Annotated in this window: 16 protein-coding genes and 1 other RNA gene; 11 read left to right on the forward strand and 6 right to left on the reverse strand. The window is 50.2% G+C overall.

What is annotated here, in order from left to right:
* Positions 1 to 2: 2 nt before the first annotated feature.
* Both OIK42_RS05450 and ssrS read right to left on the reverse strand, forming a co-directional pair.
* Positions 3 to 899 carry a ribokinase gene (locus tag OIK42_RS05450; RefSeq protein ID WP_273638964.1) on the reverse strand — a complete coding sequence of 299 codons (897 nt, stop codon included), beginning with the start codon at positions 897 to 899 and terminating at the stop codon, positions 3 to 5.
* Positions 900 to 919: 20 nt separating this feature from the next.
* Positions 920 to 1,101, reverse strand: a non-coding RNA gene (ssrS, locus tag OIK42_RS05455) — 6S RNA.
* Positions 1,102 to 1,352: 251 nt separating this feature from the next.
* Between ssrS and OIK42_RS05460 the strand changes: the two genes are divergently transcribed.
* The 6 genes from OIK42_RS05460 to OIK42_RS05485 all read left to right on the forward strand — a co-directional run bounded on the left by OIK42_RS05460 (position 1,353) and on the right by OIK42_RS05485 (position 8,570).
* Positions 1,353 to 1,913: a UPF0149 family protein gene (locus OIK42_RS05460; protein ID WP_273641410.1), complete on the forward strand. Its 561-nt coding sequence runs from the start codon at positions 1,353 to 1,355 to the stop codon at positions 1,911 to 1,913.
* A 79-nt stretch (positions 1,914 to 1,992) separates the two neighbouring features.
* Positions 1,993 to 3,312 carry a Xaa-Pro aminopeptidase gene (gene pepP / locus OIK42_RS05465; RefSeq protein WP_273638965.1) on the forward strand — a complete coding sequence of 440 codons (1,320 nt, stop codon included), beginning with the start codon at positions 1,993 to 1,995 and terminating at the stop codon, positions 3,310 to 3,312.
* A 50-nt stretch (positions 3,313 to 3,362) separates the two neighbouring features.
* Positions 3,363 to 4,574, forward strand: coding sequence for a 2-octaprenyl-6-methoxyphenyl hydroxylase (gene ubiH / locus OIK42_RS05470; RefSeq protein ID WP_273638966.1), 1,212 nt, complete (start codon positions 3,363 to 3,365; stop codon positions 4,572 to 4,574).
* Between the two features lie 13 nt (positions 4,575 to 4,587).
* Positions 4,588 to 5,763 carry an FAD-dependent monooxygenase gene (locus OIK42_RS05475; RefSeq protein WP_273638967.1) on the forward strand — a complete coding sequence of 392 codons (1,176 nt, stop codon included), beginning with the start codon at positions 4,588 to 4,590 and terminating at the stop codon, positions 5,761 to 5,763.
* A 135-nt stretch (positions 5,764 to 5,898) separates the two neighbouring features.
* A complete protein-coding gene (locus tag OIK42_RS05480) occupies positions 5,899 to 7,266 on the forward strand; it encodes a M24 family metallopeptidase (RefSeq protein ID WP_273638968.1) in 1,368 nt (455 codons plus the stop codon).
* Between the two features lie 23 nt (positions 7,267 to 7,289).
* Positions 7,290 to 8,570, forward strand: coding sequence for a M24 family metallopeptidase (locus OIK42_RS05485; protein WP_273638969.1), 1,281 nt, complete (start codon positions 7,290 to 7,292; stop codon positions 8,568 to 8,570).
* 111 nt (positions 8,571 to 8,681) lie between these two features.
* Here the strand turns inward: OIK42_RS05485 and OIK42_RS05490 are convergent, their stop codons facing one another.
* From OIK42_RS05490 to OIK42_RS05500, 3 genes are all read right to left on the reverse strand, one after another.
* Positions 8,682 to 8,849, reverse strand: a complete 168-nt coding sequence (locus tag OIK42_RS05490) for a hypothetical protein (RefSeq protein ID WP_273638970.1) — start codon at positions 8,847 to 8,849, stop codon at positions 8,682 to 8,684.
* Positions 8,850 to 9,038: 189 nt separating this feature from the next.
* Positions 9,039 to 11,831 (reverse strand): ATP-binding protein, encoded by a 2,793-nt coding sequence (locus tag OIK42_RS05495; protein WP_273638971.1) that lies wholly within the window; start codon positions 11,829 to 11,831, stop codon positions 9,039 to 9,041.
* Between the two features lie 122 nt (positions 11,832 to 11,953).
* A complete protein-coding gene (locus tag OIK42_RS05500) occupies positions 11,954 to 12,805 on the reverse strand; it encodes a LysR family transcriptional regulator (protein ID WP_273638972.1) in 852 nt (283 codons plus the stop codon).
* Positions 12,806 to 12,941: 136 nt separating this feature from the next.
* Here OIK42_RS05500 and gcvT point away from each other — a divergent pair, with 136 nt between their 5' ends.
* From gcvT to OIK42_RS20465, 5 genes are all read left to right on the forward strand, one after another.
* Entirely contained in the window at positions 12,942 to 14,036 is a 1,095-nt protein-coding gene (gene gcvT / locus OIK42_RS05505; RefSeq protein WP_273638973.1) for a glycine cleavage system aminomethyltransferase GcvT, read from the forward strand.
* 26 nt (positions 14,037 to 14,062) lie between these two features.
* Positions 14,063 to 14,455 (forward strand): glycine cleavage system protein GcvH, encoded by a 393-nt coding sequence (gcvH, locus tag OIK42_RS05510; protein ID WP_273638974.1) that lies wholly within the window; start codon positions 14,063 to 14,065, stop codon positions 14,453 to 14,455.
* Between the two features lie 91 nt (positions 14,456 to 14,546).
* The gene (gene gcvP / locus OIK42_RS05515) at positions 14,547 to 17,444 is read left to right on the forward strand and encodes an aminomethyl-transferring glycine dehydrogenase (RefSeq protein ID WP_273638975.1); all 2,898 of its coding nucleotides are present in this window, start codon (positions 14,547 to 14,549) and stop codon (positions 17,442 to 17,444) included.
* Positions 17,445 to 17,659: 215 nt separating this feature from the next.
* Positions 17,660 to 17,767 carry a glycoside hydrolase family 97 C-terminal domain-containing protein gene (locus tag OIK42_RS05520; RefSeq protein ID WP_273638976.1) on the forward strand — a complete coding sequence of 36 codons (108 nt, stop codon included), beginning with the start codon at positions 17,660 to 17,662 and terminating at the stop codon, positions 17,765 to 17,767.
* A 337-nt stretch (positions 17,768 to 18,104) separates the two neighbouring features.
* The gene (locus OIK42_RS20465; RefSeq protein WP_273638977.1) at positions 18,105 to 19,397 is read left to right on the forward strand and encodes a PAS domain-containing methyl-accepting chemotaxis protein; all 1,293 of its coding nucleotides are present in this window, start codon (positions 18,105 to 18,107) and stop codon (positions 19,395 to 19,397) included.
* A gap of 545 nt (positions 19,398 to 19,942) precedes the next feature.
* Here the strand turns inward: OIK42_RS20465 and OIK42_RS05530 are convergent.
* Positions 19,943 to 21,256 carry a porin family protein gene (locus tag OIK42_RS05530; RefSeq protein WP_273638978.1) on the reverse strand — a complete coding sequence of 438 codons (1,314 nt, stop codon included), beginning with the start codon at positions 21,254 to 21,256 and terminating at the stop codon, positions 19,943 to 19,945.
* Positions 21,257 to 21,299: the final 43 nt, after the last annotated feature.

Below are 21,299 nucleotides of genomic sequence, written 5' to 3' on the forward strand. Positions count from 1 at the left end.
AGCTATTTAGTATATTTTGCCAAAAACCGGTCAACGTCTTTCACAGCCGGAATAGACTGCGCAGCGCCCATGCGGGTGACCGATATTGCTGATGCCGCACAGCCGCGCTTTAACGCCTGACGTGCATCGGCATGCTGGCTGTATGCAGCTAAAAAATAGCCTATAAAGGTATCGCCGGCGGCAGTGGTGTCAACTGCGTCCACAATAAAGGCGTCAACCTGAATGGTTTCATTGTTCTTAAGCATGATGACACCGGCTTTGCCCAGCGTAATAATGACTTCGGCATGTGACCACTTGGTTTTAAAGTGGGCAATAATAGCATCGAGTTCGTGTTCGCCGCTTAGCTCAGCGGCTTCAACCTCGTTAACCACCAATAAATCGATACATTCATGGGGCAGTGATTTAACCGACTCGCTCATGGGCGCCGGATTAAATGCCACACGGAGTTTTTTTTCTTTGGCCAGTTGCAACATCTCTGCTAAGCCACTGGTTTCGTTTTGGGTAAGTACCCAGTCGCTCGGCCGGGTTTTATCCAGCGCATGGAGAATATCTTTACTGCCAATTTCCTGATTAGCACCACCAAATAACACAATGGCATTTTCGCCGGAGGGGATAACCTGAATAATAGCGTGGCCAGAGGGGCTTTCTACACACTGTAAAAACTGACAGTCGATACCGTGTTTAATGAGTGTTTGTTTAAAGGCGCTGTCGGACTGGTTGATTTTGCCAACGTGTTTGACGTCGGCGCCAGCGGCTGCCAGGGCAATTGACTGATTGGCCCCTTTACCACCAAGTAGTTGCTGATAATCCTGTGAGGCGATGGTTTCGCCCGGGTTAACAAAGTGATCTACCTGATAGACGTGGTCAATGTTTACCGAACCGAAGTTTATTATTGCCATTGATGATTCCGTGGAAAATGGCGCCTCCCGAAGTGCCGTTGTCTATTGTTCGCCCTAGAACCGAAAAGTTCAGGGCGGAAGTATCTTTGTCACCGTAGGCTTCTCGATACATGCCGAGCTTGCACAATAGTGACACGTCAACCTCCTAGGTAAAAAGCATCGGCCAGGGACATGAATAGACTGGCGAACACTCCAGGAGACATTGTTATGTGCGATTTGCAAAGGATTCAGTTTACCCCCTCTGCGCCGCTATGCAAGTAACAGAATTACTTGCGAACCCTGATCATAGTAGAATCAAACGCTAACCGCTACCTAACAATTGGTATATGATATTCAAGTGGTCACTTTGCGTACCAAAGTCGGCTTGTTTTTGTACACCCCCCTATAACTTTGGCATTGGGCAGGTGCATTTGATAGCATTGGGCAAAACATCTACGGAAACCCCACGTGAATATGACCACCGATTTCGACACTTTAACTCAATGCCTCACCGACAATGAAATGGTTGTCGATGGCGCTGAAATTCATGGCATGATGTGCGGTATGTTGTGTGGCGGAATGGCTCTTAGCGAGCAGCATTGGATGGTTGTGTTGCAGGACACCATGAACCAGGGCGAGCCGCTTGCTGAGCCTGTGGTCAAACAACTACAAACGCTGTTTAACCAAACCTGTCAACAGCTGGTCGATGGCCAGTATGGTTTGCAACTTATCCTGCCGGACGATTCGCAGCCCATCAATGACCGTGGCCTGGGCCTCATCAACTGGGTGCAGGGATTTATGGCCGGTTTTGGTTTATACCAGCAAAAACTCAGTAATTGCTCCGATGAAGTTCGCGAAGCGCTGGAGGATTTCTCCGATATCGCCCGCATGGAAGAACCCATGACCGACGATGAAGAGTCTGAACAGGCACTGCTCGAAGTGATGGAGTACGTGCGCATTTCGGCCTTACTGTGCTTTAATGAACTTGGCCAGTCTTTGCTGGAAGATCAGCAGGACTCACCGTCGGTTCACTAGTGAATTGAAGGGGCCACCCTCCAGGTTATCAACGCTTATCCGGTAAACAGGCGCCAGCCAATCAGTTTGTGGAATCACTATGCTCAACGCCAAACAGTATCGCCAGCGGCAAACCCGTCTACTTCGTCGTATGCCGCCAAACAGCATAATGTTAGTACCCGCGGCGCAGCTTGTGACGCGCAGCCGCGACACAGAATATGTATTTCGCCAACACAGTGACTTTTGGTATTTAACCGGCTTTAATGAGCCAGAGGCGTGGTTGTTATTGTCGAACCACGAACGCTACGGTGGTGATTACCGGGTCATGGTGTGTTTAGCCAAAGATCCGCACACGGAGATATGGCAGGGGCGTCGCCTTGGACCGGAGCAGGCGGCAGAAACCTTTAAACTCGACGAAGCTTACCCCACCGATGCGCTGAGCGAGCTGTTACCCGAATGGCTGGATGGCCACGAGGCACTTTATTTTGCGCAGGGCGAGTGTGACTTTGCTGATGAAGTGGTGTTTACCGCGTTAGCGACGTTGCGTGACGCACCTAAACAAAATCGTGCGCCCCAACAACTTATCGACAGTCGTCCCCTGTTACATACCATGCGTATGCTTAAATCCCGTGATGAAATTGAAGTGATGCGCACAGCCGCCGAGATTTCAGCACGAGCCCATTGCCGGGCAATGCAGTTTGCCCAACCGGGGTGTTTTGAATATCAGCTTGAAGCCGAGCTACACCATGAATTTGCCATGGCAGGTGCGCGCCAGCCCGCCTACGGCACCATTGTGGGGGGCGGCGAAAACGCCTGTATTTTGCACTATACCGAAAATAGTGATGAGATTATGGACGGCACATTGATCCTGATCGATGCGGGCGCAGAATATAATGGCTATGCTGCCGATATTACCCGCACGTTTCCGGTTAATGGTACCTTCAGCGCGCCGCAGGCCGAGCTTTACCAACTGGTGCTCGATGCACAACTGGCGGCGCTCAATGAGATTAAAGCCGGCGTTACCCTGCCCGATGTGACTCAGGTCGTGATTGGTGTGATAACCGAGGGTTTGTGTAAACTGGGGCTGATTAGCGACAGCGTGGAAGAAGCCCTGGCGGCACAACATTGGCGACGCTTTTTTATGCACGGCCTGGGTCATTATCTGGGGTTAGATGTACACGATGTGGGGGATTACGTGCACAACGGCGAACCTCTGCCGCTGCAAACCGGCATGGTGATTACCGTTGAACCAGGTATTTATATTCCAAACGATACGGATATTGCGCCGCAATATCGTGGCATTGGTATCCGTATTGAAGATAATATTGTGATTACCAACGACGGCTATGACATGCTCACCGGTGGTGTGCCCAAAACCATTGCTGACATCGAAGCATTAATGGCACAGCGCACAGTATAGCGCTAATCAAAAAATACAGAAATAACAGGCTGACGGAGCAACTAGCGAAGGTGAAACACTCGGATATTGTGATTGTAGGCGGTGGTGCCGTGGGTGCAACACTGGCCCGAAGTCTGGTCAACGAGGGACGACACAGCGTGACACTTATCGACGCCAATCGATTTAGTCATGAGTCCACGACGCACCCTGGTTTTGACGCCCGGGTAATTGCCCTGGCCAAACGCAGCGAGCAGGCTTTACGCGCGCTGGGTATAAACTTAAGCAAAGCCCATGCAACGCCTATCGAGCATATTCTGGTATCTGATCAGGGGTTTGCAGGGCAAACCCGCTTACATGCAAGTGATTATCAGCTCGATAGCTTTGGTCAGGTAGTGAGCATTCAGGCACTGGGTCAACAGTTGTTTCCGGCGCAGCTGCCAGGTTTAACTTTGCTTGAAGGCATCACCGTAGAGCAGGCTGAGCAGCAGCCGCAACAGGTACACCTGAAACTTAGCGATGGCGGTGAGCTGTCGGCAAAATTAGTGGTGGTAGCCGATGGCGGGCGCTCAGCATTAACCGGCCAGCTGGGTTTTACCCGCAGCCACAAAGACTACGGGCAGTCGGCAGTGATTGCTAATCTGCGCATGAGCGAGCTCCATCAAGGCTGGGCGCACGAACGCTTTACCGCAAATGGCCCGCTGGCACTCTTGCCGTTTGCCGATGACACCACGCCGGAACATGGCGGGTGTTGTTATTCGTTGGTGTGGACACTTTCGCACGACGAAGCGCAAGCGGCACTTACCTGGTCGCAAGCTGAGTTTATAACGCGCCTGCAACAACACATAGGCTATCGCCACGGTGTCATCAGACAGGTCAGTAACCGGTATTGTTACCCGCTCACTTTGCAACAAACGCAGGCGTTTACCACGCACCGGGCCGTGGTGGTCGGCAACAGCGCGCAAACGCTGCATCCTATTGCCGGACAAGGTTTTAATCTGGGGCTGCGTGATGTGCTGGACCTGGTTGAGGTGCTTGGCACGGCCGAAGACGCGGGCGCATTCAGTGCGCTTAATGCCTATCAGGCAGCGCGCCAACGCGATAAAAACCTGACTATCGGCCTTACCGATGCGCTGGTGACGGTGTTTTCTAATCGCTTAACGCCATTGGTTGCAGGACGTAACCTGGGCTTGCTGGCGATGGAATTTTGCAAACCTCTGTCACAGCGTTTTGTGCAGCAAACTATGGGTTACGGCAATGCTGCCGCGCCATTAATTTCCAAATAAACAGGATTCGAGTATGTATCAGGCTGATGTCGCCATTGTGGGCGCAGGAATAGTAGGGCTGGCTCTCGCGCGAGCATTAAAGGATACACCCTTGTCGGTGGTGGTACTCGATAGCTCACCCATTACCAAGCCGCTTTCTGAGCAGCCCGAATTGCGTGTTTCGGCGATTAATGCAGCGAACCAGGCGGTACTGCAGGATCTCGGGGTGTGGAGCGAACTGGACAGCGAACGGCTGAGTTGCTATCGCCAGATGCAGGTCTGGGATCAGGATAGTTTTGGCCGTATAGAGTTTAGCAGCGAGGAAATGGGCACCTCAGAACTGGGGCATATTATTGAAAACCAGTCATTGGTGAATGCCCTATACAGCCAGGTGAGTGCGCAGCAAAATGTACAGGTGTTGGCGGCCACGCAAATTAGCAAGGTGTTGTCGGGCCAGGCTGAAACCATGCTCATGCTGGATAATGACGATGTGGTGTCATGTCGCCTGTTAGTGGGCGCTGATGGCGCAAATTCGGCCATTCGTAAGTACGGCAAGTTTCCCCTTACCTTTAAAGACTATGAGCATACTGCCATTGTGGCGACCATCCATACCGAACAGCCCCATGCGCACATTGCGCGCCAGGTATTTACGCCCGACGGGCCGCTGGCTTTATTGCCGCTGAGCGATCCGCATTTATGTTCTATTGTGTGGTCGCAAAACCGTGAGCGCGCCGATGCTTTGTTAGGGCTGTCGAACAACGATTTTGCCAACGCCTTACGCGTGGCCATTGATGGCGATGTGGGCGGTATTACCGTGCAAAGTGCGCGCATGCATTTTCCGTTGACCATGCGTTACGCCCGGCAGTGGTTAAGTGACGGACTGGTGATTATTGGTGACGCTGCCCACACTATTCATCCGCTGGCCGGACAGGGCGCTAACCTGGGCCTGCAAGATGCCTTTGCACTGGCTGAATGTTTGTCTGACCTCTGTGCTGCGCAGACGGCGTTTTATGAAGCCCGTCACTTACGGCCCTTTGAACGGGCCCGTAAAGCAGAAGCGATGAAAATGATTGCCGCCATGGAAGGGTTTAAGCAACTATTTGCTGGCAATAACCGCCTTAAAAAGTTGATCCGGGGCGTGGGAATGTGCACTGCCGATGCGATTCCCGGTGTAAAGCAACGTTTTATTACCCAGGCCATGGGCTGGTAAAACCGGCGCCCTGTCTGCGTTTTGCCCGCTCACCTGGCATTAGTGAATGAGAGTATAGCGCCGCCTTTATTGCAACTTTGCCGGTCTGCGCATACATTAGGTGCTGCATGACAGATTGAAAGGAGTTTCTTTAGAATGCGGTTTTTAATAATACTAATAAGCGGGTTTCTTGCCATAGGCAGCCCCGCAACCACGCAAGCAGAGCCCGCCGAGTCCATATTACCCCTGCGCGATCGTGCAGCGCTGAAAGATTCACTCATAGAGCAGCGCGTACAACAAGTGTTACCCGGACTAATGAACCAAACCGGTATCGATATGTGGTTGATGATCAGCCGCGAATACAATGAAGATCCGGTGCTGCGGACGTTTTTACCTGCCACCTGGTTAGAGACAGCCCGGCGCACCACCATGTTGGTAGTGGCGAAAGATAAACAGGGTAAAGTGCATACTCTGGCGGTGGCACCCTACAATGTGGGCAGCATGTTTGAGCGCGCCTGGGACAAACAGCAACAACCCGATCAGTGGCAGGCACTCAATGCCATTATTGATCGCTTCGATCCCAAAACGATAGGTATTAATCAATCAACAATCTGGGCTCACGCCGACGGTATTACTACAACGGATCACGACAGGTTGTTAAGCGAATTAAAGCCGAAGTACAAGCAACGGGTGGTGTCAGCTGAGCCGCTGGCAGTAGGCTGGCTGGAAACCCGCACGCCACAGGATGTGGCTCAACTGAAAAAGATGGTTGCGGTAGCGCATCAGATCATTGCCGAAGGGTTTTCGGCCGATACGATTACCGTGGGTGAAACCACCACCGAAGATTTAGTATGGTGGTTTCGCGAGCGCGTTGCAGCGTTAAAGCTCGATACCTGGTTTCATCCATCGGTGTCGATTCAGCGCAGTGATGATGCCGGATTTGATCACGAGTCTACTTTTGATGCCGATCCGGACGCGCCACTGGTGGTGATGCCCGGCGATTTGCTGCACGTGGATTTTGGTATTACCTATTTAGGCATGAATACCGATACCCAGCAGCACGCCTATATTTTGCGGCCGGGTGAAAACAAGGCACCACAGTTCTTACGCGATGCGCTGGCCAAAGCGAATCAGTTACAGGATATATTTACCGCTGAATTTGCCGCTGGCCGAACCGGTAATGAAGTACTGGCCAGCAGCCTGAAAAGAGCCAAAGAGGCGGGACTTAAACCCACCATTTATACGCACCCGCTGGGACTGCATGGTCATGCCGCCGGCACAACCCTGGGGATGTGGGATAAGCAAGGCGGTGTGCCCGGTGACGGTGATTACCCATTGCACCTGAATACCGCCTACAGCATAGAGCTTAATAACGCCGTTATGATAGATGAGTGGAATAAGGAAATTCGTATTATGCTCGAAGAGGATGCCTTTTTTGATGCCTCCGGGGTTTGGTATTTTAACGGAAGGCAGACACAGCTGATAGAAGTACCGTCGCATGCTGTTTTCTCCCATCAATTTTGAGCACTACTGATTTAGGCACAAATATGAATAAACGCAGTTTCTTAAAATTAACCGGTTTGGCCGGTGCCAGCATGCTGGTTGCGGGTAAAACACATGCCGCAACCGATATAGCAGGGCTGGATTCTTTGTCGTCACTGGTAGGCGATGTCGCCCCGATCAGCACGGCAGAGCGCCAGGCTCGCATTGCCAAAGCTCAGGAATTAATGGCCAGGTTTGATATTGACGCGGTGGTGTTAGAGCCGGGCGCCGCAATGATCTACTTTACCGGTATTCAGTGGTGGCGCAGCGAGCGCTTAACCGGCGTGGTGATTCCAAAGCAGGGCGACATTGCGGTGGTGTGCCCGTTTTTTGAAGAGCCGAGCATTCGCGAGTCGCTTGATGTGGGTGAGGATGTACGTGTCTGGCAGGAGCATGAAAGCCCGTTTGCGCTGGTGACAGACATCCTCAGCGACCGCGGTATTAACAAAGGCCGTATCGGCTTTGAAAACAGCGTGCGCTTTTTTGTATCAAACGGTATTTTAAACGTTAAACCAGGGTTTACGGCCGCCAGTGCCGAGCCGGTTACCCGTGGTTGCAGAATGATGAAGTCGGCCCACGAGCTGACGATAATGCACAAGGCCAACGAGATAACGCTGAAGGCCTATGAGTTTGTTTATGCGCGACTGCGCAAAGGCATGACCCAGGGCGACGTTAAAACGATGATGAGTAAGGCCATGACGGCTTTAGGCGGCAGCCAACCCTGGAGCATGGCGCTGTTTAATGAGGCCAGCGCTTATCCACATGGTACGCGTCAAACGCAAATTATCGAAGACGGTTCGGTGGTACTCATGGACTGTGGTTGCGCGGTACATGGTTATCAGTCAGATATCAGCCGTACTTTTGTGTTTGGCAAGCCCAGTGTATTACAGAATAAAGTTTGGAATACGGTACGCAAAGGACAGCAAATTGCCTTTGAAGCGGCCACTATTGGCGCGCCTGCTGGCAGCGTTGATGATGCCGTACGCAAGTATTACTCGGCGCTGGGCTACGGCCCGGATTACATGTTGCCCGGCCTGTCACACCGAACCGGTCATGGCATTGGTATGGAAGGTCACGAAAGCGTCAATTTTGTCAGGGGAGAAACCACACCACTGCAAGCCGGGATGTGTTTTTCTAACGAGCCCGGTATTTATTTACCCGGTGAATTTGGCGTTCGACTGGAAGACTGTTTATACATGACCAGTAAAGGCCCTGCATGGTTTACCTCGCCGCCAGATTCGTTAGACAGCCCGTTGGGCAAACTCGAACCACTAAGAGTAAGTTAACCCTCCCACTGCTGTAATAGCGCGGGCTTTGCATTAAAGCCCGCCACTACCTTGCCCAACGGCCAAATACTTTGCTGCTTATAACCACTAGCGAGTGGCTAATGCTGCTCGTTAGTTGCTGAACAATACTGGCTCGCTACAGGGAACATAAAATGGTGAGTCGGCGGGTTCGGGCCAGTTGGTAGAAATGACGTCAGGGTTATGCATAAAAGACACCCCCGCGCCGGTGACTGCTGTAAGTTGCTCTTCGTTGAGTACTGTCTGGTTATCAGGTTGCATAATGATCTCCGTTAATGAATAAACACTGCACGGTTAAAGTAGCGCGTTTTTACCTGAGTTGGAGCTGTCCGTAAGAGCGGAAATATGCCAGTTTGTGAGGTTTAATAGCCTCGGCACGTCAATCCGTTGTTGTCGCTAAACTCGGCACAGCAGCGCAGCATAACAGCACTGTGATAACAACAGCGTGTGTTAACCCCGTAGCAAGTTGCTAACCGTATCCAGTAGCGTTTTATTTTGTAACGGTTTAGACAGGTAGGCATCCATACCAGCATTAAGGCAATGTTGTTTGTCTTGAACTGACGCGTTAGCCGTGCAGGCAATGATAGGTTTATGTTTACACTGCTCGCCGGCATCGCCATTGCGGATGGCAGCCGTTGCAGCAAACCCGTCCATTACCGGCATTCTGCAATCCATCAGGATTAGTGCTATATCAGGATTGCTGCTAAGCATGTGTATTGCCTCTTGGCCATTGCCCGCGCTCAGTACGTTGTAGCCGGCATTTCTAAGCACATCGCGGGCTATTTCCTGGTTAATCTCGTTATCTTCTACGATTAAAATAGGCCCTGCGTTTACCTGGTTTTCCTGTGGTGCAACCTCTCGTTGTAATGCAGTCTGCGCGCTTTCATCAGACATCATAGCGGCGCGTAGCTCTCCTCGTAGCAATGGCTTGTGTATTACCGCGTAAGGCAGTGGCAGCGGCGTATTGTTTTGCACCTCGTTAAACGCCTGACCGGCAAAGACAACAAGGTTCGCAGGCACTTGCGCCGCCACGTCTTTGTATTGTGGACTTTGTAGCCACTGCCTGAACGCTGAGTAACACTCGTCGTCGATGATGAGCCAGTTTAAATGAGGCGTTTTTTTACTGCATAACTCGGCCAGCGAAGCCGGGTTGGGTAACAGAACATAGCGGATTTTCCACGCTGAGAGTTGCAGACAGAGTTGCTCGGTTTGCCGGTTGTGAGGCGCGATAATAATAACACCGCCCTGACCCGCTAAAGGCTCCACGGTTCGTGGCTTTTGCAGCATTACCGTTGCGGTAAAGGTACTGCCTTTTTGCGGTGTACTTTCAACCGTTATGGTGCCTTTCATCATGGTGCACAGGTTTTGGCAAATAGACAGCCCTAATCCGGTACCGCCATAATTACGGGTGGTTGAAGAGTCGGCTTGCGTAAAGGGGGTAAATAAGGTTTGTTGCTGTTCATCAGTGAGCCCGATGCCGGTGTCGGCAACGGTAATTTCCAGCATAAAAGCGTCTGACTCCATTGGCAGACCGCGTAAACTCAACGACACGTAGCCTCGCTGAGTGAATTTAATCGCGTTAGACAGCAGGTTGGTAATGATCTGCCCGGTGCGCACTTCGTCTCCCACCACGTCTGTAAATGGCAAACGGCTTAAATTAACTACCAGTTCCAACGGTTTGTTAGCCAGTGCCGTTTGTTGTTCATAAACAACCCGGCTCACCAGTGCGTCGAGGTTAAAGGTGGCTTGTTCGAGCTCGAGCTTATTGGCTTCTATTTTAGAAAAATCCAGCACGTCGTTAACAATTGCCATGAGCGAGCGAGCACTGGTGCTGGCCAAATCGAGGCGACGTAACAACTCTGGATCAGAGGTTTTCTCGGCGGCCAGTTCTACCATACCCATAATACCGTTTATTGGGGTTCTGATCTCATGGCTCATTGTGGCCAAAAAATCACTCTTTGCGCGGTTAGCCGCTTCGGCTTCATTTTTGGCCTGTTGCAGTGCCTCACGACTGTTTTTTATGTCGGTAATATCGGTGGCCACAGCCAGAATAAAGGCTTCCCCGCGGTTGTTTTTAAAACGGGTTTTGGTGGTCCAAAGCGTGCGTAACTCGCCGTTAGGAAAGTGTATTTCTTCTTCGGTTTCGGAATATCCATTGGCAAAGGCCAGAATGTCGTACTTTAAGAACGCCCGGGCTTGTTCCTGGTCGTAGGCTTCAATGGAGGTAGTGCCGATAATATTGTTGCGCTCGGCCTCGGGGTAAAGTGACAAAAATGCTTTATTGGCCACGACAATACGATAGTCGGTGTCTTTAACGAGCAAGTAAACGGGAAGGGTGTCGAACACCAGTTTTTGAAAACTGGCCTGCTCAGCCAGTGCCAGCTCGATATTTTTTTTGTCGGTAATATCGCTATGCGTGCCCGACATATACAGCGGTTGATTGTTGCTGTCCCACTTCAATACCTTGCCGCGATCGCGAACCCATACCCAGTGACCATTTTTATGCCGCATCCGGCATTCACAGTCATAATAGGTCAGTTCGCCGCTAAAACACCGGGCCAGCAGTTCGTTAGAACGTTGTTTATCTTCGGGATGAACCAGCGCGTACCAGGTGTCGATGCTAATGGGCTCAAGTTCCTCAATAGTATAACCGACAATCTCGGCCCAGCGCTCGTCGATCTGGGTTTGACCGGTATTGACCTGCCATTCCCAAATACCGGCGCGGGTAGCTTCCAGAATAAAACGTAATCGGTGTTGGGTATTAAGGTGAGATTGCACACTACGACGCGCTACCGCATGTTCCAGCAGGGTGGTAACGGTAGCCAGATAACGTTGCAACTGGGTAAATACGTGCTCACAAAATTCGTTGGTACCATCACGCAACACACACAGGCTGATATCCACATTTAAGGTATTGCTGTGGGTTGTCACCACTGCCAGTACACTGGCATTTTCGAGGGCAAAATCTAATAGTTTGGTTTGGCAACTCCACTGGCTTGTTGCCCTGAATTCCTGTAACAGGCTTTCGACCAGCGCGGCATCAACGTGACCGTCGACAGTTTCATATAGCAATTGCCACAACGCGCGGTTATGACACACCAAAAAACCGCCGGAGAGGTTTAAATGATCGCACATTGCCGCAAATAGTGGAGATAGATGATTGCGCTCCTCGTCGGCAAGCGGCTCAACTAAAACTGAATTAAGTGCTGCATTGTATGGTGCATCTATGGGTGAGTTGAGCATGTCAATTTACTCAGGTTTGTCACTGGGCTCAAGTCCTGTAAACCAATTATTGAAACAGTGATTAGGTGCGCGTGTTACCTGAGTATAGTCGACTGTGGATAATCACCAAACTTCCCTGGTGTTTATCTTTCACGAAGTCGCTGGGTAATAAAGTCGGCCAGGGTTTTACACACCACGGGGTGCTGGGTTGCCTGCATAAACAAACAAACATTAATGGCGCCCAATGGCGGCAAAAAGCGGTGGCGGACCTGCGTTAAACTGGCCGGCATACTGGACTTGGCCAGTGCGGTAATGCCCAGTCCCTGCTGAATAGCCGCGACCAAACCAGACAGATCGGCATTGGTGTAGCTGATTTTCCAGGCCCGGGTTTGTTGTTTTAACTGGCTGATAACCCGGCTGCGATACATGCAGCCATCGGGGGCCAGCACTAACGAAATTGCCCGGGGCGACAGCGGGTGAGCGGCGTCACCGACCCACACCATTTCATCTTCCAGAATAATCTCGCCGTCGGTGGACTCAGCCGGGTTAGCCAGCGCCAGGATGACATCGAAATCGTTTCGCCGGGTAGGGCTGAGCAACTCACGGCTCAACGCCGATGTGACCTCCAGCGATACATCCGGGTAGCGCTTGGAAAATTCGCCAATTAACCCCGGCAGCAAGGTGGAGGCAAATTCATTAGGAATGCCCAGACGTAAACGGCCGCGTAAAGGCGTAGGGTCGAGACTGCGAAAAATGCTGTCGTTAAGTTCCAGCAACTCTTTTGCCTTGGGATATAACCAGTTGCCATCGGCGCTGGGCATATGGCGCTGGCCCACTTTGGTAAACAGTTTTTTGCCCAGTTGTTCTTCGAGTTTTTTAATTTGCAAACTAATAGCAGGCTGGGAGCGGCCCAGCCATTCGCCGGCTTTGGCGTACCCGCCACGCTCAATAACGCCCACAAAGGTGCGTAGGTTATCCAGTGATAGCTGCTTCATGAAAGATTAGTAATTCTGATATTTAGCTCTAAGTATATAAGATATTTAAATGTATTGATAAGAATTTCCAATTTGTTGTAGTGCCGATGCCTCCCTATACTTTTGCTTAATTATTATCATTTACGTTGAGCCCGATATGAGCAGCGCTACTACACAACGCACCGCGTTACATGCTAAGCACCTGGAGTCTGGTGCTAAAATGGTTGATTTTCACGGCTGGGATATGCCTTTGCATTATGGCTCTCAAATTGAAGAGCATAAGGTTGTGCGTCAGGATGCGGGCATGTTTGATGTGTCGCACATGACCATTGTGGATGTGACCGGTGCCCAGGCAAAAGACTATTTGCGCCATCTGCTGGCCAACGACGTAGACAAGCTTAAAGACAAAGGCAAAGCCCTTTACAGCGGCATGTTAAATGACACCGGCGGCGTGGTAGACGACTTAATTGTGTATCACTTTGACGCCACCAACTACCGTATGGTGGTAAATTCGGCGACCCGTGAAAAAGACATGAACTGGTTGTTTAAACAAACCGACGGATTTGATGTAACCATTACCGAGTGTCCCGACTTTGCCATGATAGCGGTACAAGGCCCGAATGCTAAAGCCAAAGCAGCAGAAGTATTCTCCACCGCGCAAAACGAAGCCGTAGCAGGCATGAAGCCGTTTTTTGGTGTGCAGGCCGAAGACTTATTTATAGCTACCACAGGTTACACAGGCGAGGCCGGTTACGAAATTATGGTGCCGGTAGAAAAAGCCCCGGAGCTGTGGCAAAGCCTGCTAAACGCCGGCGTTAAGCCCTGCGGGTTGGGCGCACGTGATACCCTGCGTTTAGAAGCCGGGATGAATTTGTACGGCCAGGACATGGACGAAACCATTTCGCCATTAGAGGCCAACATGGGCTGGACCATTACCTGGGAGCCTGGCGAGCGTAACTTTGTGGGCCGCAAAGCACTCGAAGCATTAAAAGAGCAGGGCACGCAAAAACTGGTTGGCCTGGTAATGAAAGAAAAAGGCGTACTGCGCGCTGGCCTGACGGTGAAAACCGACGAAGGCGAAACCGGCATTATTACCTCGGGTACCTTCTCCCCAACGCTGGGACACGCCATTGCCATGGCGCGAATTCCTGCGACTAACAGCAGCACCGTAGAGGTGGAAATGCGTAAAAAGTGGGTTAAAGTAGACGTGGTTAAGCCCAGTTTTGTCCGCAATGGAAAAAGCGTTTTATAACAAATTAACGAACAGCAGGAAGACACATGAGTACTATCCCAAAAGAATTACGTTACGCAGCGTCGCATGAATGGGTTCGCCCTGAAGGCGACGGTGTTTACACCATTGGTATTACCGAGCACGCGCAGGAATTACTGGGCGACATGGTGTTTGTTGAGTTACCGGATGTTGGCGATCAGGTTAACGCCGGCGACGACGTAGCCGTGGCAGAGTCAGTAAAAGCGGCGTCTGATGTGTATTCGCCTATCACTGGCGAAGTACTGGCCATTAACGAAGAGCTGGAAGACTCACCAGAGCTGGTTAACTCAGACCCGTTCGGTGACGGCTGGATGTTTAAGGTGAAAGCCGACGACGAAGCCGAAATTGACGAACTCCTTGATGCTGAAGCGTACGCCGCCAGCATTGAAGACGACGAGTAAGTCGCAGGATATTAGCGATAAATAAAGGGGCGGGGTGTGCCCCTTTATTTGTTCTTGGTTTAATTATTTCATTGCAGATGCTTAACGAATTATGTCAAACGCTTCAATTTCACTGGCTCAGTTAGAGCAAAAAAACGCCTTTGTTGGCCGTCATATTGGCCCCAGCGAAGCAGAAATCCAGCAGATGCTGGAGAAAGTGGGCGCCAGCTCATTAGATGACTTGATGGACCAAACCGTACCAAACAGCATTTGTTTGGATAAACCCATTGAAACCGGTGAAGGCGCAACCGAAGTTGAAGCCCTGGCAGCGTTAAAAGCTACCGCCGCTAAAAATACCATTAACCGCTCGTTTATTGGCATGGGTTATTACGATACCCACGTACCGAACGTGATTTTACGTAACGTGCTGGAAAATCCGGGTTGGTACACGGCGTACACGCCTTATCAGCCAGAGATTGCCCAGGGCCGCCTGGAAGCCATCTTAAACTTTCAGCAGCTTACTATTGATTTAACCGGTTTGGAGCTGGCCTCAGCCTCATTACTCGACGAAAGTACCGCCGCGGCCGAAGCCATGGCACTGGCCAAGCGCGTATCGAAAAATAAAAAAGCCAACCTGTTTTTTGTGGCCGACGATGTTCACCCGCAAACCCTTGACGTGGTAGAAACCCGCGCTGAAATGTTTGGCTTTGGCATTATTACCGGCCCGGCTGAACAAGCCGCCGAGCACGAAGTGTTTGGTGCGTTGCTGCAATATCCGGGCACCACCGGCGAAGTAAAAGACTTAGCCGACATTATTGCCGCCGTACAGGCCAATAAAGGCATTGTGGCAGTTGCCTCAGATTTAATGAGCCTGGCGTTATTAAAATCGCCCGGCGAACTCGGTGCCGATGTAGCCTTAGGTAGCGCCCAGCGTTTTGGTGTACCCATGGGATACGGCGGCCCGCACGCGGCGTTTTTTGCCACCCGTGATAAGTTTAAGCGCTCATTACCCGGGCGTATTATTGGCGTGAGTAAAGATACCCGTGGCCGCAAAGCCCTGCGAATGGCGCTGCAAACCCGCGAGCAACACATTCGCCGCGAAAAGGCCAACTCCAATATTTGTACCGCGCAGGTATTGCTGGCCAACATGGCCTCGTTTTACGCCGTATATCACGGTCCTGAGGGCATTAAAACCATTGCCAGCCGTATTCACCGCTTTGCTGACATTGTGGCACAAGGCCTTACGCAAAAAGGCCTGGCGTTAAAGCACAACAGCTATTTTGATACCCTCACGGTGCTGGTGGACAACAAAGCCGATGTGCTTAAAAGAGCCACCGATGCTGGCTTAAACCTGCGTGCCGACTTAGACGGCGCTGTGGGTATCGCGCTGGATGAAACCACTACCCGCGCTGACGTACTGGCACTGTTTAACGTATTGCTGGGTGATGATCACGGCTTAACCGTAGAAGATTTAGACGCCGAAGTGACCACTCAGGGCCGCCAGTCGATTCCGGCTGCGCTACAACGCACCAGCGATTTCCTGACTCACGAAGTATTTAACCGCTATCACTCCGAAACGGAGATGCTGCGTTATATTAAAAGCCTCGAAGATAAAGACTTAGCGCTTAATCACTCAATGATTTCACTGGGCTCGTGCACCATGAAGCTCAACGCCACCGCCGAGATGATCCCGGTAACCTGGCCTGAGTTTGGTCAGTTGCACCCGTTTGCACCGGTAGATCAGGCCGCCGGTTATCAGGAAATGATCAGCGAGCTAAGCGATTGGCTGATTAATATTACCGGCTACGATGCGCTCTCTATGCAGCCAAACTCCGGTGCCCAGGGAGAATACGCAGGCCTGCTGGCCATTCAGCGTTATCACGAAAGCCGCGGCGAAGGTCACCGTAATGTGTGCCTGATCCCAAGCTCTGCCCACGGCACCAACCCGGCTTCAGCGCAAATGGTAAGCTTAAAAGTTGTGGTAGTGGCATGTGATAAAAACGGTAACGTGGATTTAAACGATTTACGCGCTAAAGCCGAAGAAGTAGGCGATAACTTATCCTGCGCCATGATTACCTACCCATCTACCCACGGGGTGTATGAGGAAACCGTGCGTGAAATCTGCGATATCGTGCACAACTACGGCGGCCAGGTGTATATGGACGGTGCCAACATGAATGCTCAGGTAGGTATTACCGCGCCGGGCTACATTGGCTCTGACGTATCGCACTTAAACCTGCATAAAACCTTTTGTATCCCCCACGGTGGTGGCGGCCCGGGCATGGGCCCAATCGGCGTAAAAGCCCATTTGGCACCTTTCCTGTCGAACCACAGCGTGGTGAATATTGATGGTGCCGGAGACAACTGTGGTGCCGTATCGGCAGCGCCATGGGGCAGTGCCTCAATTTTGCCTATCAGCTACATGTACATCAAAATGATGGGCAGTGCGGGCCTGCGCAAAGCTACCGAAGTGGCGATTTTAAACGCCAACTACGTAGCGCGCTCGCTGGAAGGCCATTACCCGGTGCTGTACAAAGGCCGTAATGGTCATGTGGCGCACGAGTGCATTATTGATTTGCGCCCGTTAAAAGAATCATCAGGCGTTACTGAACTCGACATAGCCAAGCGCTTAAACGACTACGGCTTCCACTCGCCAACCATGAGCTTCCCGGTAGCCGGTACGCTGATGATTGAGCCGACCGAGTCTGAGTCTAAGTTCGAGCTCGACCGCTTCATTGAAGCCATGGTGCACATTCGAGAAGAAATCGCCAAGGTAGAAAGCGGCGAGTGGGATGCCACCGACAACCCGCTGCACAACGCGCCACACACTCTGGCCGACATTTGCGACAACGACTGGAACCGCAGCTATGACCGCAACACCGCTGCGTACCCGGTACCCACCGTTGCCCGCAACAAGTTCTGGCCAAGCGTTAACCGTATCGACGACGTATATGGCGATCGCAACCTTATGTGTAGCTGCCCACCGCTTGAGAGCTATATGGAAGAGTAGGTGTTTTGATAACGACAATTGAAGTTGGATACTGCAATTGAAGTTGGAAACTAACTAAGTATGAAAGGCGAACCAGATGGTTCGCCTTTTTTGTCTCTGAATATTAGTAAGCCTCAGCTAACCCCAAGTACTCTTTAAGCCTATCTTTGATGAATGTAAATATAGGTCTAAAAATCTCAATGTTTACCGCGGGCAAGTTAGGGTAGGCTTACACCATGGCCAGACGTCAGGGCAGCAGTTGGTATGTAGTGGCCGTAAATGGCGAGGAAAGCACAAAAGAGCTAGCTGTTAACCTGCTTATGCTGGCGGGTAAAACGGTGTAAATGTTGTTTGATGATGCAAACAATAAAACCCAGTGCAAACGTGCATCGATTCCTGAAGACGGCCAGTTAACCCTGTCTTTAAATGGTCAGGGCGGCGCCGTTTTGGTGGCGAACTGACGCCCAACGGATTCATACCCATCACCCATGATGTCTTAAGGTTCGGGTATCATGAGAACTAGCCTTTCATGCGCTTCAATTATCCGCATCCAGCTCGACCGTTGAAGAATTTCTACAACATCACGTATTTCGACTATTGTTGAATAGTCAGACAACGAAAATCTGGGCATTATTTGCACAGAGTGAGTGAGATCCAGTGTCGCGTTTAAATAGGTGATTTATGCTTTTTCGAAAAAAAGTGGTTGAAGATAACAGTGTTGTCATGCTCGAAAATAATCAGGACAGTGCTGCGCTGGATGCGATTAAACAGCATGTGGGCATGATTTCTTTTAAACCTGATGGCACTATCATCGACGCTAATGACTTGTTGTTAAAGGTCGTCGGCTATCAGAGTGAAGAGTTAGAGGGCAAACACCACCGAATATTGTGTAACGCCAATTATGCAAGCAGTGAAGAATACCAACAATTCTGGAGAGATCTTGCTCGAGGTGAGTTTAAAAAAGGTTGTTTTTTACGTCGCAATAAACATGGCGACTGCGTGTGGTTGGAAGCGACCTATTTCCCGGTAAAAAATGCCCAGGGAGAGGTTGTTCGCATTCTTAAACTGGCAAACGATGTGACTGCCAAACAACGGGAGTTAATGGATAACCTGGCTAAACTGACCGCCCTGGATCGCTCCACTGCTGTCATCGAATTTAAGCCTGACGGCACCATTGTTAATGCCAACCAAAACTTTCTGGATACCATGAAAGTCAGCCTTGATGACATTAAGGGTAAACATCACCGTATTTTTTGTGACGACAAGTTTTATAAAAATAACCCTGACTTTTGGGAAAAACTGGCACGGGGTGGATTAGAAACCGGCCGGTTTCAGCGCATTGATAGTCAGGGCAATACAGTGTGGTTAGAAGCAACCTACAACCCGGTGTTCGATGAATATAACAAGGTCACCAAGGTACTGAAGTTCGCTACCAATATAACCAGTCGGGTAGAGGCCGCTCGCAACGCCATTGCGCTGGCCAGTGAAACGTCTGAAAAAACCGCCGTACATACCGACGATGCAGTGAAGTCGTTGAGCGAGGCCGAAAGTTTGTCGGCAACTATTCAGAGACTTGTTACTGGTGCCACACAAAGTAGTGAAAAGTTGTCTCAACAGTCCGCTGACATTCGTAATATTGTTTCAACCATTCGTAGTATTGCTGAGCAAACCAACCTGCTGGCATTGAACGCCGCCATTGAGGCTGCGCGTGCAGGCGAGGCGGGCAGAGGCTTTGCTGTAGTGGCTGACGAAGTGCGCACGCTGGCTGCCAGAGCGGCAAGTGCAACGGAGGAGATTGAAGATGTCGTCAATACCAATGCGGTGTTAATTGCCGACATCAACGAGCAAACTCAATCTATTTTCACCAGTACAGAAGAAAGTCAGAAAGCTATTGAATCAGTATCGCTTAACGTTAAAGATGCGCGGGATGGTATGGACAGTTTGGTTGCGGAAATTCAGGGGTTAATTCGTTAAGAATAGCACTCAATTTTGGTTAGGTTTCACCGCTTTATAATCTAATCTTTGGTGGCTTGATGCTTTTCTTAGCGCATAAAGCCAGCGAACAGCCGTATAAAACGCGCGATGACAAGGTCATCGCCAAGCTACAGGAAGCCGTTGAGCACTATCCCGCCTACGCTATGTAAAATTCTAAAACGCTGAAGACAAGGTTGGTACCATAAACCAAATTTCACTCAGTAAATCCGACAAAGTATATTGATGAATTATCGCTAACTGATTTCAGTTCAGTGCAGGTCAGTTTAATGCTTATTGGTTTTGTCTGGGGCGTTGTTCACCACTGAGCGCAGCGTTAACCGTCTGCTGCGTATTTAGCAGACCTTTTTTTATCGGGAGTGACAGGTAGGAGTCCGTATACACACCTGTCACGTTAACTCAGCACGCAAATCAACACTGGCCTGTTGGCGGCTTAAATCAGCATTAACTTGCAGGACTTATTCGTAGCTGCCTTAGCGTTATTGTGGCTAAAACTCAAATAACACCACACAATTAAAGATTAACTCTTAAAAATAGTAGCCTAGGTTAATGTTAAAGCGGCGCTCGGTTTCGGCACTGTTACCTGAACCACTCCCCCCAATAAAAGGCTGATTTCTGGCATGCACCAGGTCAAAGAAAGTATACAGTCCTCCTGCAGCAACAGAGAAGCCTGTTACGTTCATCATGGTATCCCGGCTGTTATCTGACTTATCGTACACGAGGCCATAGTTGTTATAAAATTGCAGTCCTGTTACCGGGCCCCATTCGAGGGGTAAACTGTACGCCAGGTTAAACGTACTCGTTTTCGCGCTAGCTGCAATACTGTCGTAAAACGCATAGGCACCAACAGCAATGCGGTTAACATTGTCAATATTATAGTGGTATTCCCCGTGCTGAAGTTGCAAATTCCAACGATTGAAAAAGCTATTTAAATGCAGTGCCCAAGCATTGTAGTCACCCGCACGTTCTATTCCATCATGCAAGCCTCCAGCTAGCGCAGACACGCCTATTTCAGTAATAAAGTCACTGCTGTGGGCGAATTGGTAAGCAAAACGTCCAGACAACGTGTTGTACTCACCCAGGGGCTGCGTGGGGTCGTCATAAATACCATCGTCATTCAATCGGTACCCGACGATGTCGTAAGAGTATCGATCGGCACGGCTACTAACATAACCATCTACGCCACCTAGTTCATCATTTTTAAAAAAACCCAGATCCAGCTGCCAGTTGTCGGCCATCTGACGTTTAAACACGATACCCAAATCGTGGTCATCCTCCAATCCCAGATAGTAATTAGTGCTAAAGAAATAATTGTGAGAGTTATAAGAACCATTACCAAAGGGGACTTTAGTAATACCGGCCTGCACCTGCCAGTCTTCACTTAGTTGGTAGCCAGCATAAGCGAATTTTACGGCCGTCATATAATCAAAGAAACGGATCTCGGCATTTAATATTACGTCACCTATATTTCCGCTTAAATTTAACCTGAAAATATCAAAGTCAAAGTCACCGCCCCGATTTTTGTTACCGTCGTTATAAGAGGTGTGGCTATAGTTGGTGCGAATAGCCCCCCCTAGCCTAATTCCGTCACTTCGGTCATCGTTTTGTTCTAGCATTGCTAGCCTGGTTGACTTCTCATCATTGTCTTGTTGAACGTTTTCAATGTTGAGTTTTTGTTCTGCCAGTTGCCTTTCTTGCTGCTCGATTTTTTGTTCAAGTTTTTGTAGCAGTTGTTTGAGCTGTTGCAACTCCTTACGTAACTCATCTGTATCAGTCGCTTTAACAGGCATAGCGCTAAAAATCAGGATGAAACATATCGCTAAACGGTGGTGGCAAGACATAGAAATACCCAACTAAAGATAAGTGTAATTAACTTGAAAAATA

The organism is Alteromonas gilva (assembly GCF_028595265.1).
Lineage (GTDB): Bacteria > Pseudomonadota > Gammaproteobacteria > Enterobacterales > Alteromonadaceae > Alteromonas > Alteromonas gilva.